Genomic DNA, 14718 nt, shown 5'->3' with positions numbered 1-14718 from the left:
GTACGTGCAAGGAATGCAAAATTAGAAGAATTACCCCGCAAATTATAATGAGTAGAATAAAATATTACTACGATCCAAAAACCTGTAAATATGAAAGATACCAAAAAAGCAAATGGGACTTGGTCTTAAATACGCTTGGTTTTCTTTCTGCTGCCTCAATTGTAGCAGTTGGGATTTTATTCGTTTTCAACCTTTATTTCGACAGCCCAAAAGAAGTGTTGCTCAAAAAAGAGAACAAAGAATTGAAGCTTTACTATCAATTGATGGAAGAAGAAGTCAATATCATGGGGCAAATGCTGTCGGACTTACAACAAAGGGATGACAATCTTTACCGAGTGATTTTTGAAACCGAGCCGATTCCTTCGGAAATCAGGAATGCGGGTATTGGTGGATCAGATAGGTTTAGGGAAATCAAGTCGAAAGGACTTAAGCAAGAGCAGTTGATCATTTCGCTCAAGGGCAAAGTGGAAAACCTCAAAAGACAGCTTTATGTACAGAACATCAGTTATGATGATATTTCTGAAATGGCCCTGAATAAAGAAGAATATTGGGCTTCAATTCCAGCTATCCAACCAATTGTCAATGAGGAATTGACCAATTTGGCATCAGGTTTTGGGACCAGGCTGCACCCTATTTTGAAAGTAAGGAAAATGCATACTGGTGTGGATTTCTCTGCCCCCAAAGGCACTCCTATTTATGCCACGGGTGATGGGGTTATTTCTGAAGTGAAGACGGTGTTTGGTGGTTATGGAAAATATATAGAAATAGACCATGGCTTTGGTTTTGTCAGCAGGTATGCCCACATGAATGAGTTCAACGTAAGGGTAGGTCAAAAAATCAAACGAGGCGATCTGATCGGAACTGTAGGCAACACAGGCTCTTCTACAGCACCACACGTACATTATGAAGTAATCAAGGATGGTGCATTCGTCAATCCGGTCCACTACTTCTTCAAAGATCTTGAGCCTAGCGAATATGAAAAAATATTGGAATTGGCTTCGAAAGAGAATCAGTCCTTGTCCTGATTTTTTTAAAAGATATTTATTGATATTGGATATTGATGGAAATTAGATATTGGCAGATAATTGGAATTATTTCCTTTAAGATATTTTAATAGCATAAAAAAAAAGAGGAGCTACTTGGTCTCCTCTTTATTATTTAAATCCTTAGAGATGCTATTAAAGCAACATCTTTTATTGGTCTCACTTTTTTGACTGTTGAAATCAATCAAATCCTCGCTTGATAGGTATATAATTGATAATATCTACCCTGCTTCTCGATCAATTCGTCATGTTTTCCCTGCTCTACAATACGCCCTTGTTCGATGACCAATATTTGGTCTGCCTGCCTAATCGTACTCAGTCTATGGGCAATCACAAAGGTCGTCCTACCTTCCATCAATTCCTTCAAGCTCGCCTGGATCAAGGATTCACTTTCCGTATCCAGATTGGACGTAGCCTCATCCAACACCAACACCCTTGGATCAGCCAAAATCGCCCTTGCTATGGCAATTCGCTGCCTTTGTCCACCTGACAACTTTACTCCCCTCTCACCGATCAACGTATCCAAACCATCCTCAAAACGGTCAGTAAATTCATCCACGTGGGCTGCCTTGACTGCTTGATCCAGTTGGTCAATATTGGCATTTGGTCTTGGGAAAAGGATATTTTCTTTGATGGTTCCTTCGAAAAGAAAATCATCCTGCAAGACGACTCCGAGCTGTGAGCGGTAGCTATCCAAAGTTATCTTTTGCAAATCTACACCATCCACACTTATCAACCCTGACTCTGGATTCAGAAATGACGCTGCAAGTCCAGCGATTGTCGTTTTGCCAGAACCAGAAGTTCCTACCAAAGCAGTGACAGATCCAGCCGGTGCTTCAAAAGAAATATTGTGTAAGACTTCCTTCCCTTCTTCGTAGGCAAAAGACACGTCCTTGAAACTGACATTGCCAACGATCTTGGGAAGGGCAAGATTTCTCTCTCCAGAGGCATTTTCCAAAGGAGTATTCATGATCTCCTCAGTCCTGTCCAAGCCTGCAAATGCCTCTGTAAATTGACTCCCAATATTACTCATCTGTAAAATTGGTGCTATCATAAATCCCAAGTAGAGTGTAAATGCCAAGAAATCCCCAAAGGTCATCTGCCCATCCATTATCATATATCCACCAATCCCCATGATCCCGGCAGAAGCCAAACCCAAAAGAAACGTAGCTGATGAAGTCACTATACTGGTGGTCGTCAAACTCTGTTTCACATTCAAAAACAAACGTTCAACTCCCGATTCAAAACTTTTGATCTCCTGTTCCTCAGCATTGAAACCCTTGATGACCCTGATCCCTCCCAAAGTTTCGGTCAATCTACCAGTCACTTCTGCATTGATTTTGCCCCTTTCCCTGAAGATTGGTCTGATTTTCCCAAAAGCTTTGAGTGAAATCAATCCAAAAATAATCACTGGGACGAGTACATATAATGTCATCAATGGACTGATATAAATCAACAAAACCAAAGAAATGATTGCTGTCAATACCCCTCCTACCATTTGCGCAAATCCAGTTCCCACCAAATTCCTCACACCTTCCACATCTGTCATAATCCTGGATACCAATTCACCTGTTTTGGTATTGTCAAAGAATCTGATTGGCAACTGGATAATATGTCTTTGCACCTGCGCCCTCAGTTTTGAAATCAAGTGCTGGGCTTCTACACTCAGGATTTGTGTCAAAGCGTAGGAAGTCACCGCCTGAACAGTGATCGCAATGGTTACTCCAAGCACCAACCATTTGAGTGTGTCTATATTGTTGGAAGGAATTACATCATCGATCAATATCTTACTTGCCCCTGGCAATACCAATCCGGAAAGCCTGCTGATGATGATTAAAAAAAGGCCCAAGAACAATTGCTTTCTCCTTGGCCATATGATTGTTTTGAAAACATGGGACATGGTGACCCTGTTTTCACCTCTTTTTGATTTTGACATGCTAATTTTAAGGAGAATTTGGTAAATAAGTTTTAGTTAATTAGTGATTGGTTATTATTAAACAGTGCTATAGAATATTAGAAGCTGAGAGGATGATAGCTTTTGGTTTGCTAGAGAATTTTACAATCTATTTCTAAATACATATATCGCCTTATTTCTTCTTTTTTTCAATATTCTGAATTTGCTATTCGTTATTTATTCTAAACAGGGATTTTGAATTTCTCTGTCAAGTTTGGAATTGTACTTGTAGCGTCCTGAAATTAGTTGACAATTTAATTCTTTAATGTGAAGAAGTTCAACCCCATTGGGGTTGTTGTCCTCGTCATCAACTTTCATCCCCGGGTTGCAGCCCGGGGCTAATCAAAGTTTAACCACTTCGTGGTTGATCGCTCGTTTCTTGTTTCTCGCTTCCCACCTCTCGTCTCTTGCCTCTCGCTTCTCGTATCCAACAACAAAAGTCCAAAAATTAGTTCTTTTTTGAAGAAAGGAATTAATAGGCAGTTCAAATACTAGATATTCCTTTAACTTTGTTGCATTAACAACAATCATTAAACCTATATTAAAATGAAATTCTTTATTGACACTGCAAACCTTGACGAAATCAAAGAAGCTTACGACCTTGGAGTCCTTGATGGCGTTACCACCAACCCATCGTTGATGGCGAAAGAAGGCATTAGCGGAGACGCAAATGTAAGGGCACATTACAAGGCCATCTGTGATATCGTAGATGATAAAGTAAGTGCAGAAGTAATATCCACCGATTTTGAAGGTATGATCAAAGAAGGTAAGGAGTTGGCAAAAATCGATGATAAAATTGTAGTCAAAATCCCAATGATCAAAGATGGTGTAAAAGCTATCAAATACTTCAATTCAGAAGGAATCAGAACAAACTGTACTTTGGTATTCTCAGCTGGCCAGGCTATCCTTGCTGCCAAAGCAGGTGCTACCTACCTTTCACCATTCATCGGTAGACTTGATGACATTTCTTATGATGGGTTGGAATTGATCGAGCAGATCGTACATATTTACCATACTTATGGATTTGGGACTGAAGTTTTGGCTGCATCGGTAAGACACTCTATGCACTTGATCAAATGTGCTGAGATAGGTGCTGACGTAGTTACTTGTCCATTGAAAGTGATCACTGGTTTGCTAAAGCATCCATTGACAGATTCAGGATTGGCTACTTTCCTTGCCGACCATGCAAAAGCGGCGGGCAAATAATCCCAATCCCCGGAGAAATTGCAATCAGTAAGAAACCATCAGAAGGTTTCAGTAGGCTGAAAATAGAAAACCGAATTTGACCTTTAAATCTTTTAAAGACGAACCCTCGAAGGCGTTCCCAATTTGGATGGTCAAATGTGGTTCACCAGTATCAATTCCCACGGGTTAGCATTTTGAAAATGTATTGTCAACTTTCCATGACAATTAACCTTCATAGGAAATAATCCGTGGGAATATTCATCGTTATATCAAACCGACCCAAAGATGTACATCATAAAAGTCAAAGGCAAAGCTAAAATACCGGATTACATTCAGATCAGAGATGAGAACTTTGTATTGGTAGCATATTTTAGAGCTGACAGACCTATGAAAAATGTAGAAAAATTCGGTTTGGAAGGAAAAGAGGAGGCTTTGGAAGCTTTGATCAGGGATCTTCCTTTCGGAAAACTTCAAAAATTGGAATTATAAGAATGGATTTCACAGGCGAGCCAATCATAAAGGTACAAGATGCAGGTATCTTTCAGGGATTAGATGCAGTATTGCACAATGTTGATTTCAGCATTGAAAAGAATGAATTTGTATTCCTTATAGGAAGGACAGGAAGTGGCAAAAGCTCACTGCTTAAAACACTGTATGCTGACTTGCCATTAAGGATGGGGGAAGCCGAAATTGTTGGTTTCAACCTCAACAAAATCAAAAGTAAGGAAGTCCCCTTTCTCAGAAGGAAACTGGGAATTGTTTTTCAGGATTTTCAACTTTTTCCCGATAGGTCAGTTGCAGAGAATTTGTTTTTTGTCATGAAAGCAACAGGCTGGAAGGACAAAAGCAAGATGAAAAGCAGAATGGCAGAGGTGCTGATGCAGGTAAACCTAGGAGATGCTGCCACCAAAATGCCCCATCAACTATCCGGTGGGGAACAACAAAGGGTAGTTATCGCCCGAGCTTTGATCAACGAACCAGCTATTTTACTTGCCGATGAACCTACTGGTAACTTGGATCCTGATGTAGCAGATGGTGTTTTCAAACTTTTTCAGGAAATCAACAAACAGGGGACTGCAATCTTGATGGCTACGCACAATCACGACCTGCTTCGGAAATATCCTTACAGAGTTCTGAAATGCGAGAAAGGCTTGCTTCTGGATAGTAAGACTGCCGATATTTCCATCAATACTTCTTATTGATCAAAAAAATCATACTTTTAAATATTGTAAAATATCATTATTTTTCAAGTAAATTACGTGCGATCAATTCTTCCTTTCGAACGGTTGGGCTTGAATCAAACAAAATCTGTTTAAAATAGGTTATTTTACAAAATAAAAAGTTATGAATACGTTCAAAAGCAAGTTTAGGCTGTATGCACTTTTCACACTATTGGCCATTACAATATTTTCTTGTAAAGACGATGAAGAGGTGAATCCAGATGAGGAGGAAGAAGAAGTAATTGTGTCTCCAAATGTTGCCATAAACAATTGGATCTTGGACGTGATGAAAGAAGTTTATTATTGGCTTGATGATATGAAGACACCTATAGCCAATAATTCTGAGCCAGCGGATTATTTTGAATCTTTGCTGTTCAAGCCTACGGATAGATTTTCGGCAATCTATCCAAACTACCAAGAACTGATAAATAATCTTTCTGGAGTATCTACTGAAGCTGGATATGAGTTTAGCCTCCTTCGAGAAAGTCTTGACAACCAAAATGTACTGGCAGCTGTCACTTATATCAAAAAAGGAAGTCCTGCAGATTCTGGGGGGTTGCTCAGAGGCGATCTATTAACTCAGATTAATGGTACGACTATGACTTTATCCAACTATCAATCCTTATTGAGAAGTATTTCTTCAAATCACACAGTTACGTACAGAAGGTTTATCGAAGGAAGCAACACTTTAGGACCTGGGCAAACCATGAATCTTTCAACCATCAGTATTCAAGAAAATCCAAATTTCCTAGACACCGTTTATACCTTCGAAAACCAAAAAATAGGTTATTTTATCTATAATTTCTTTTCTCCAGGAGTCGAAAACTCACAAGGACAGATGGACACTAGATATGACCAAGAAATGGATGAAGTTTTTGCAAAGTTCAAAGCAGAAGGTGTAAATCATTTGGTAGTTGATTTCAGATATAATGGAGGTGGTTATGTCACTAGCTCGGTGAATTTGGCAAGCATGATAGCTCCTGATATAACTTCGAGTAGCATATTCTCTAAAACCAAGTTCAATAGTTTTTTATCTCAATTCTCCCAATTTCAAAATGTTCAAACCAATTTTAAGACAAAAAGCCAAAACATTGGGAACAACCTTACAGAAAAAACTGTATATGTAATTACTTCAAGAGGTACTGCTTCTGCAAGTGAATTGGTGATAAATTCATTGAAACCTTATATGGAAGTTGTAATCATTGGAGATGTTACATATGGAAAAAATGTTGGATCTGTAGCTTTTGAAGATGAAGATAATCCTGATAATAATTATGGTTTATTGCCTATCATCACAAAAAGTTTCAACAGCCTTGACCAATCTGATTATGGAAATGGATTCATTCCAGATATTGAAATGAATGAACTAGATTTTTTACCTTTCAGAAATCTTGGAGACATCAATGAGCCTCTTTTAAATTCAGCCATAGAGAAAATTTTGAATAGACCACCTTCAGGAAGAAAATCAGGAATTAAAAGACAGTTTGTAGGTTCATCTTTAGACAGAAAAATCAGACAGGGTCTCTTATTGGAAGATCCCAAATCATTCCGAAGTGCCTTCGAAAAAATTAATACACATTAAAAAGTAAAAATTCTTAATATTTTCCCAAAACCCGATATTGTGCAAAACGATATCGGGTTTTACTTTTATATATCAACCGATAATCGTATTATCGCTAGAAAATTAACAGAAATTACCCATGGATTATAAGATTAGAAACTGCGAGGAAAAAGACCTAGAAGATTTGGTGAAGTTATGCGCTGCGCATGCTGAATATGAAAAAGGGGAATTTGATCCCACCGGAAAAGTAGAAGCACTCAGATCAGGGATTTTTGGAGAACCCAAAAGACTGAACTGCTGGGTAGTAGAATCAAATGGAAAAGTGGAAGGCTTTGCAACCTACACGATCGATTTTTCGACTTGGGATGCTGCTTCATTTTTGTATATGGATTGTCTGTATCTGAATGAAAGTATCAGAAGTAAGGGAATCGGTACCGAGATCATGAAGAGAATCCAAGTAGTGGCAAAAGAGAAGAATTGTGTAAACATCCAATGGCAGACACCGGAATTCAATGCATTGGCCATCAAGTTCTATGTAGGTCTAGGAAGTACCGGAAAGCAAAAAATGCGCTTTTTTATGAAGCCTTGATCCGATGATACATTTCGCGGGTGATTTCTTTCAGGTTTTTCTCAGCTATACCCCTAAAGTCTGGTTGTGAAAAATCCAATTCAGGCAAAGTCATCACCCGATCAAAACCATCTTGCCGTCCTTCCTTTCCAGATGTGATTAAGATGGTTTTCTTTTGATGTTTTTTGGCCAATTGTAATAACTCATAACTCCCCTTCCCTCCTGCCGATTGGCTATCATATCTTCCTTCTCCGGTTATAATCAAATCTGCAGATTGTATCTTGTTTTGGATCTCCGTTTTATCGAAGAACCATTTTGAACCCATCTCTATAGCTACTGGAAAGAAATGCGCAAGACCAAATGCAACTCCACCAGCTGCCCCAAACCCAGGCCTGTCTTCAATTTCTCCAGCTGATTTCTTACCTAAGATTTGAATCAGATTTTCACATTGTTCCAGAAATTCACCATGCAGTCCAGCATCTAATCCTTTTTGTGGTCCAAAAACAGGAATCGCCCCCCTCTCTCCAAAAAACGGATTCTCCACATCACATAAGATGGTGAATTTCAATGCTCTTTTTTCAATTGGAGCTTGAATATGTTTGATTTTTGCCAATAGATTTTCTGAAAACATACTTAATTCCCGACCTTTTCCATCCAAAAAGAGATAACCTAATGCCCTCAAAATACCAACCCCCAAATCTATACTCGCACTCCCTCCTAGCCCGAGGATGATATGCTTTGCTCCATGAGAGATGGCATCTTTGACCAATTCCCCTGTACCATAGGAGTTGGCTATCCAAGGGTTGATTTCATGAGGTTTCAGGAACTTGATGCCAGATACGGTAGAAATATCCAAATAAGCTGTTGATTGGGCTGGATCCATAAAGTAATACCCCAATCTTGGTCTTCCTATCGCATCCAAAGCATACAATTGGGTTTGCCGCAACCCCAGAGCTTGTCCCAACAAAAAACAAGTCCCATCACCTCCATCGGCAATGGGACATAGTTCTGTCATCAAATTCCTATCACAGCCCAACAAGGTGTCCTTGATAATGGTAGCTGCTACATGTGCTTCCATCGTTCCCTTGAATGCATTTGGTGCAATAAGGATTTTCATAAGCGAAACATTAGTATTTTTTCTGCGCTCTCATCCTCTGAAAATATTCCTTGGTAGCCGCCTTGACTTTAGGAGCTAGGTAAATGGTGGAGATCATTGTCGGAATAGCCATGATTGCATACATCCCATCTATAAAACTCACGACCACTTCCAAGGAAACTACAGCACCTGCTACGATGGTAATCAGGTAGAAGTAATTGTAATAATTCGCCTTTTTGGCACCGAAGAGGTAATTGAAGCATTTGTGCCCATAGTATGAATAAGTAAACATGGTAGATAATGCAAATACCAGCACTGCCATCATCAAAAGATACCTTCCATACCCTGGAAGTGCCATATCAAAAGCCGACAAAGTCAACCTTACGCCATCTTTTTCTGTGGCCTCCCACACACCTGTCAACAAAATCACCAAAGCTGTCAAGGTACATACTACAATTGTATCTATAAATGGGCCAAGCATCGCAATCAAGCCTTCCCTCACTGGTTCATTGTTTTTGGATGCACCATGCACCATGGGGGCAGTGCCAATACCTGCCTCATTGGAGAATGCGGCTCTCCTCGCCCCTATGATGATAACAGCGCCGACTACTCCTCCCATGGCTGCTTCCCCAGTAAAAGCATCTGATATGATGAGATAAAACATGTCCGGTACATTACCTATATATTGAACCAAAATTATGATCACAGTAATAAAATACAATGCAACCATAAAAGGAACCAGCCTTGAGGCAACCATCGCAATTCTTTGGATACCACCCAAGATAACTGCCCCGACTATGATCATCATAGAAATTCCCAAAATCCACTTGGTGACTTCTTCCGATTCCAATCCCACACCCAGTAGACCATTCAATCCTTCAGTAAAAGATGTTAAAAACCCAAGAACTTTTGGGCTATCATTAATCATCACCGATCGAAAAACCGCCGTCAATTGATTGGCCTGAAAGATTGATAACAAGCCCAAAACCCCAGCTACCGAAAACAAAACCGATAATGGCTTCCATTTTTTCCCCATACCTTCTTCGATCACATACATAGGGCCACCTTGGACTTCTCCCGTTGAGTCTTTGCCCCTAAACATGATCGAAAGGGTACATGAAAAATACTTTGTAGCCATTCCCACAAATGCAGACATCCACATCCAAAATATAGCTCCCGGACCGCCCATATTGATGGCTATGGCTACACCGCTGATATTCCCCAATCCGACTGTAGCTGCTATAGCTGCCGACAATGCCTGCGTTGAACTGATCTGTCCTGGCATATTTTGGTCATCAAATTTGCCACTGACCAATTTGATGGCATGTCCTAAATGCCTGAATGGCAGAAACCCAGAGTAAATAAACAAAAGCAATCCCCCTCCCATCAAAAGGATAAGCATTGGTGTATCCCAAATCCAATTACTAAAATCTACGATGTATTGTCCCATTATTCAATTGTAAATGAATAGGCATATTAAGCGCATTTTTTTGATTTTGCAAAAACTAAACTACTATCGGCTAAAGACCGATAGGTTTGGTTTCACCTAAAGGCGACTAAAGTGCATCCGAGACTTAGTGTTTGTGAAAAACGTGGTGATCTTAGTGGTTATAATTTTTACTACGATGATCACAAAGTAAAAACACCAAGTTTACAAAGAAAAAAAATACCAAAGTCTTCACCTAAAGGCGAAGGATTTTGCCCCAGAGTGAGGCGTTAAAACTGTCACCCCTCAACAAAAAACCAGAGACTTCCCTTGTTTAACTTTTGCAAAGGCAAAAGCCCAATTTATAGTGATTATACTCATTATTGACATTTGCTGCTTAAATTATAATGCCCTTAGATTTTCAATGCAAAAGTTGACTATTACCTGTTGACTGTAGATCTATTTCCCGTTCATCAATTTTTTTCAAAAAGAACAGAAAAATAACAAAGATTTTTTCGAAACAATGACATATTTTAATATCTTGAAAATCCATTATATGTATATCCACTCACTTAGCAGTAGCCACTTAAATAATGCATCCATATTATTTCCGAGGGCAGTTGATTGTCAACCGTAGACTATTGACAATTATCCGCATGATTTCATATGTATAATTTAACTACTGGTGCCACTGCGGATAACCATATAATATTTAAATCAATTTCACTTTTACCCAAATAAATCTAATGAAAAAAGACAAACCTACTCCTGATACCAAATCCAGGAGGAATTTCATCAAGGCTTCGGCAACTGCAATGGCAGGATTTTATTTTGTACCAAGACATGTACTCGGTGGACCAGGATTCATTGCCCCTTCCGACAGGTTAAGGGTAGCCGGAATAGGCGTTGGCGGTATGGGAGGCGGAGATGTCAGAGGCGTCTTCAACAGTGGAAAAGTTGACTTTGTTTCCCTGTGTGATGTAGATGATACCCGTGCGAAGCAAAGTGTAGAAGACCACCCCAAAGCCAAATATTACAAAGACTATAGGAAAATGCTTGAAAAAGAGCACAAAAACATAGATGCAATCACCATTTCCACTCCCGACCACATGCATGCCATCCAGGCAATGGCTGCCATGCAGCTAGGAAAACATGTGTATGTCCAAAAACCGCTTTCCCATGATATCTATGAAGCCCGTATGCTGACGGAAGCTGCAGACAAATACAAGGTAGTGACACAAATGGGCAACCAAGGCTCTTCGGGTGAAGGTGTGAGAAAAATGGTGGAATGGTACAATGCCGGCCTGATCGGTGAAGCAACCCGTGTATACTGTTGGACAGACAGGCCCGTGTGGCCACAGGGCTTACCATGGTCTTCAGATACAGCCACCCCGCCAGCGGATCTTGATTGGGACTTATGGCTCGGTACAGCTCCGCAAAAAGATTATGTAGCCAACCTTATTCCATTCAACTGGAGAGGATGGTGGGACTATGGTACCGGGGCCTTGGGAGATATGGCTTGCCATATCATGGAGCCACCTTTCCGTGTCTTGGGACTGGGTTATCCAGAATCTGCCGAATGTAGCGTGGGTTCAGTCTATGTGGGTGAATTCCAGAGAGGTTATTTTCCGGACAGTTGTCCTCCTTCCTCCCATATCACACTTAAGTTCAAAAGAGAAGGTAAAGAAGACCTGGCTTTCCATTGGATGGATGGTGGGATCCAGCCAGCCAGACCAGATGAACTTGGGCCTAACGAGATAATGGGTGACGGAGGAAATGGGGTGATCATAGAAGGCACCAAAGGTAAAATGATGTGTGGTACCTATGGAAGGGATCCTAGGTTATTGCCTACCTCCAAGACTGAGGAAATCAATGTGGCAGAGTCTCTGTACAGAGTCCCTGGAGGAGATTCGGGACACTACAACAACTGGGTGGAAGCATGTATAGGTGGATATGGAAGCAAAGAATTTGACAGGTTGAGTTCTCCATTCTCAGTGGCAGGGCCATTGACGGAATCTGTCTTGATGGGCAACCTTGCAATCAGAAGCTATGACTACAGAACACCAAGAGAGAATGGAAATGGGTTTAATTATCCAGGTAGGGGTATCAAACTTGTTTGGGACGGACCAAATATGAAAGTAACCAACTTCGATGCTGCCAATCAATTTGTAAAGCGCGAATATAGAAGCGGTTGGGAATTGGGAGTTTAGATAGGATCTGCCGCAAGGGGTGCTATGGTACGGAAAGGTCTTTTTCGGGTTCTTACTTGAAATATTCACTTCGCGTACCTTTCCGCCCCCTGCGGTAAATCTAAGCGGAATTGCTTCTGCCGCAAAGGGCGCTATGGTACGCAAAGTTTTTTTCAGGTTCTTAATCGAACATGCTCTTTGCGTTCCAACCCATTCTTGGCTGCTGATTATTTCCGAACTGGATAGGTTACAAAAAGCCCCTACAGCATACAAAGTAAAACACATTCTTCGCGAACCTTTGCGCACCTCTGCGGCAAATCTAAGCGGGATTGCTCCAGCCGAAAGGGGTGCTATGGTACGCAAAGTTTTTTTTCAGGTTCTTAATTAAACACTCTCTTTGTATTTCACAACCCATTCTTTGCTTGTAATTATTTTTAATGAAATAAAATCTTAGTAGATTTAATACCGTATTAATTCTATTAAAAAATCTTTTCTTAACCATAAGCTTATCAAATGCTAAACCAAATACTTTTGTCTTTTGCCTTAGTGGCAAATATATTCGCAACACCTTCAGAAAAAGTGATTAAATCTGAAATCAAAGAAGTGACTGTATTTCAAAATGGTGCACAGATCAATGAAAAAAGCAGCCTGAATATTGGCGCTGGCGAGACGGTTTTGATGATCAAAGGCAAGTCCCCTTACATTGATGGTAAAAGTATCCAAGTAAAGGGATTCGGCGATTTCACCATCCTATCGGTCAATGTACAATCCAATTACCTCGAAGAGAAAGTCAGCAACTCCTTGGATAGCCTCCAATCAATTCTCGATGAAGAGAGGACCACATTGGAAAAACTGGATGCACAAGCAGAAGTATTAAAGGAAAAAATGACACTCTTGAACACCAATAAAAACCTTGGTGGACAAAACAATGGCCTGAGTATGGTTCAGCTCAAACAAGCGCTGGATTTTTATGAAAAAGAGATCACGGGCATCAAAGATGCCGAAATCAAAAACAGACAGAAGTCCAACCAAACCAAAGAAAAAATCCAGAGGTTGGAAAGACAGCTGAACGAAAGTAGCAACAAACCAATCGTGCCAGTCAATGACATCCTCATCAAAGTAAGTGCTGACCGTACTGTCACAGGTGAGCTGGCCATCTCCTATTTGGTAGGCAATGCCGGATGGTTTCCAAAATACGACGTCAGGGCCAAAGATATTTCCAAACCATTGGACTTGAGATACAAAGCTGAGGTTTGGCAAAACACCGGAAATGATTGGAACAATGTAAAGCTCAAATTCTCCAATGCAACCCCACAAAAGAGTGGCGTTATTCCTGATTTGAAAAAATGGGATCTAACCTATGCAAGGTTGACCACATTCGATCAAAATAGCTTCGTGAATATTGGCTCTGTAAGTGGTACGATTACCGATAGTAATGGCGATCCTCTTCCTGGGGTTACTATATCTGTAAAAGGATCAGGCATAGGCACAGCATCTGATCTAAATGGCCGTTATAGCATTACCCTTCCCTCCACAGCCAAAAGGTTGGTTTACTCTTTTATTGGATTCAGAAGTAAGGATTTGGTCATTTCCGGTGATTTAATGAATGTTGTTTTGGAAGAGGATATACAAATGCTAAATGAAACCGTAATTGTTGGTTTCGCTAAAAGCAATGCACCCTTAACTCGTGTAAGGGGGGAAAGTTCGTTGGATGTAGAAAAATATGAATCAAATATTCAGGCAACGACAACCATCGAAAACCAAACTACTGTAGAAATCGCTGTTGACAAACCATATACGATAACTTCCAATGGAGACAAACTTTTGGTTGATTTGAAAAAATATGAAGTCGATGCTGTCTATGAATATTTCGCTATCCCCAAAAAGGAAAAAGATGCATTTTTGGTGGCCAAATTGGTGGATTGGGAGAAATACAATCTCCTACAGGGGGAAGCCAACCTCTATTTTGAAGACACCTATATTGGTCGATCCATCTTGGAAGCAGAAAGCTTGAATGATACCCTATCAATATCTCTGGGACGAGACAGAAGCATCGTGATCGAAAGGGAAAAGATCGACCAAAATTCCAAAAAACGACTCATAGGATCAAATTATACTGAATCAAGAGCCTATAAAATCACAGTCAAAAACAACAAATCCTCCAATGTCAATTTGAAGATCGTCGACCAATATCCGATTTCGATAGTAAGTGACATTACTGTAAGCCTTCTGAAATCTTCCAATGGAAATGTAAATAAGGAAACTGGAATAATCGAATGGGAACTTACACTGAATCCAGGAGAGCAAAAAGTACTGGAGTTGGAATATGAAGTCAAATATCCAAGAAAAGAAAAAGTGATTTTGGATAGGTGATTTTGTTTTGTCTTTAAATTCAATTGGGGATGGGTTAAAACACCATCCCCAATTGAAAAAAATGAGAAAAATTGGCTTCAGCCGAATATTGCTTCTGGCTAAA

Annotated in this window: 11 protein-coding genes; 8 read left to right on the top strand and 3 right to left on the bottom strand. The window is 40.1% G+C overall.

The window, feature by feature from the left end; genetic code table 11:
• Positions 1 to 47: 47 nt before the first annotated feature.
• The gene (locus ACFSKL_RS07110; RefSeq protein WP_376884812.1) at positions 48 to 1025 is read left to right on the top strand and encodes a M23 family metallopeptidase; all 978 of its coding nucleotides are present in this window, start codon (positions 48 to 50) and stop codon (positions 1023 to 1025) included.
• 202 nt (positions 1026 to 1227) lie between these two features.
• Here ACFSKL_RS07110 and ACFSKL_RS07105 read toward each other — a convergent pair whose 3' ends face one another.
• The gene (locus ACFSKL_RS07105) at positions 1228 to 2979 is read right to left on the bottom strand and encodes an ABC transporter ATP-binding protein (protein ID WP_376884811.1); all 1752 of its coding nucleotides are present in this window, start codon (positions 2977 to 2979) and stop codon (positions 1228 to 1230) included.
• A 564-nt stretch (positions 2980 to 3543) separates the two neighbouring features.
• On the opposite strand from ACFSKL_RS07105, the gene fsa reads away from it, so the two are divergent.
• From fsa to ACFSKL_RS07080, 5 genes are all read left to right on the top strand, one after another.
• On the top strand, positions 3544 to 4203 hold the full coding sequence (gene fsa, locus ACFSKL_RS07100) for a fructose-6-phosphate aldolase (protein ID WP_376884809.1): 660 nt from the start codon (positions 3544 to 3546) through the stop codon (positions 4201 to 4203).
• 264 nt (positions 4204 to 4467) lie between these two features.
• The gene (locus tag ACFSKL_RS07095; RefSeq protein WP_188439751.1) at positions 4468 to 4671 is read left to right on the top strand and encodes a fructose-6-phosphate aldolase; all 204 of its coding nucleotides are present in this window, start codon (positions 4468 to 4470) and stop codon (positions 4669 to 4671) included.
• Between the two features lie 2 nt (positions 4672 to 4673).
• Positions 4674 to 5384 (top strand): cell division ATP-binding protein FtsE, encoded by a 711-nt coding sequence (locus ACFSKL_RS07090; RefSeq protein WP_376884807.1) that lies wholly within the window; start codon positions 4674 to 4676, stop codon positions 5382 to 5384.
• 142 nt (positions 5385 to 5526) lie between these two features.
• Entirely contained in the window at positions 5527 to 6984 is a 1458-nt protein-coding gene (locus ACFSKL_RS07085; protein WP_376884804.1) for a S41 family peptidase, read from the top strand.
• Between the two features lie 118 nt (positions 6985 to 7102).
• The gene (locus tag ACFSKL_RS07080; protein WP_376884802.1) at positions 7103 to 7552 is read left to right on the top strand and encodes a GNAT family N-acetyltransferase; all 450 of its coding nucleotides are present in this window, start codon (positions 7103 to 7105) and stop codon (positions 7550 to 7552) included.
• Here ACFSKL_RS07080 and ACFSKL_RS07075 read toward each other — a convergent pair.
• Entirely contained in the window at positions 7539 to 8648 is a 1110-nt protein-coding gene (locus ACFSKL_RS07075; RefSeq protein ID WP_376884801.1) for a glycerate kinase family protein, read from the bottom strand. The genes ACFSKL_RS07080 and ACFSKL_RS07075 overlap by 14 nt on opposite strands.
• Positions 8649 to 8658: 10 nt before the next feature.
• Positions 8659 to 10077 carry an alanine/glycine:cation symporter family protein gene (locus tag ACFSKL_RS07070; RefSeq protein WP_376884799.1) on the bottom strand — a complete coding sequence of 473 codons (1419 nt, stop codon included), beginning with the start codon at positions 10075 to 10077 and terminating at the stop codon, positions 8659 to 8661.
• 722 nt (positions 10078 to 10799) lie between these two features.
• Between ACFSKL_RS07070 and ACFSKL_RS07065 the strand changes: the two genes are divergently transcribed.
• Positions 10800 to 12263 carry a Gfo/Idh/MocA family protein gene (locus ACFSKL_RS07065; protein ID WP_376884798.1) on the top strand — a complete coding sequence of 488 codons (1464 nt, stop codon included), beginning with the start codon at positions 10800 to 10802 and terminating at the stop codon, positions 12261 to 12263.
• A gap of 510 nt (positions 12264 to 12773) precedes the next feature.
• Positions 12774 to 14615 (top strand): DUF4139 domain-containing protein, encoded by a 1842-nt coding sequence (locus ACFSKL_RS07060; RefSeq protein ID WP_376884796.1) that lies wholly within the window; start codon positions 12774 to 12776, stop codon positions 14613 to 14615.
• Positions 14616 to 14718: the final 103 nt, after the last annotated feature.

This window comes from Belliella marina, from assembly GCF_042682445.1.
Classification (GTDB): Bacteria; Bacteroidota; Bacteroidia; order Cytophagales; family Cyclobacteriaceae; genus Belliella; species Belliella marina.
This window is presented reverse-complemented; position numbering and strand designations above follow the sequence as displayed.

Coding starts and splice junctions, on each gene's coding strand:
- ACFSKL_RS07110 (WP_376884812.1), top strand. CDS start 48: ATGAGTAGAATAAAATATTACTACGATCCAAAAACCTGTAAATATGAA.
- ACFSKL_RS07070 (WP_376884799.1), bottom strand. CDS start 10,077: ATGGGACAATACATCGTAGATTTTAGTAATTGGATTTGGGATACACCA.
- ACFSKL_RS07095 (WP_188439751.1), top strand. CDS start 4,468: ATGTACATCATAAAAGTCAAAGGCAAAGCTAAAATACCGGATTACATT.
- ACFSKL_RS07065 (WP_376884798.1), top strand. CDS start 10,800: ATGAAAAAAGACAAACCTACTCCTGATACCAAATCCAGGAGGAATTTC.
- ACFSKL_RS07075 (WP_376884801.1), bottom strand. CDS start 8,648: ATGAAAATCCTTATTGCACCAAATGCATTCAAGGGAACGATGGAAGCA.
- ACFSKL_RS07080 (WP_376884802.1), top strand. CDS start 7,103: ATGGATTATAAGATTAGAAACTGCGAGGAAAAAGACCTAGAAGATTTG.
- ACFSKL_RS07090 (WP_376884807.1), top strand. CDS start 4,674: ATGGATTTCACAGGCGAGCCAATCATAAAGGTACAAGATGCAGGTATC.
- fsa (WP_376884809.1), top strand. CDS start 3,544: ATGAAATTCTTTATTGACACTGCAAACCTTGACGAAATCAAAGAAGCT.
- ACFSKL_RS07105 (WP_376884811.1), bottom strand. CDS start 2,979: ATGTCAAAATCAAAAAGAGGTGAAAACAGGGTCACCATGTCCCATGTT.
- ACFSKL_RS07085 (WP_376884804.1), top strand. CDS start 5,527: ATGAATACGTTCAAAAGCAAGTTTAGGCTGTATGCACTTTTCACACTA.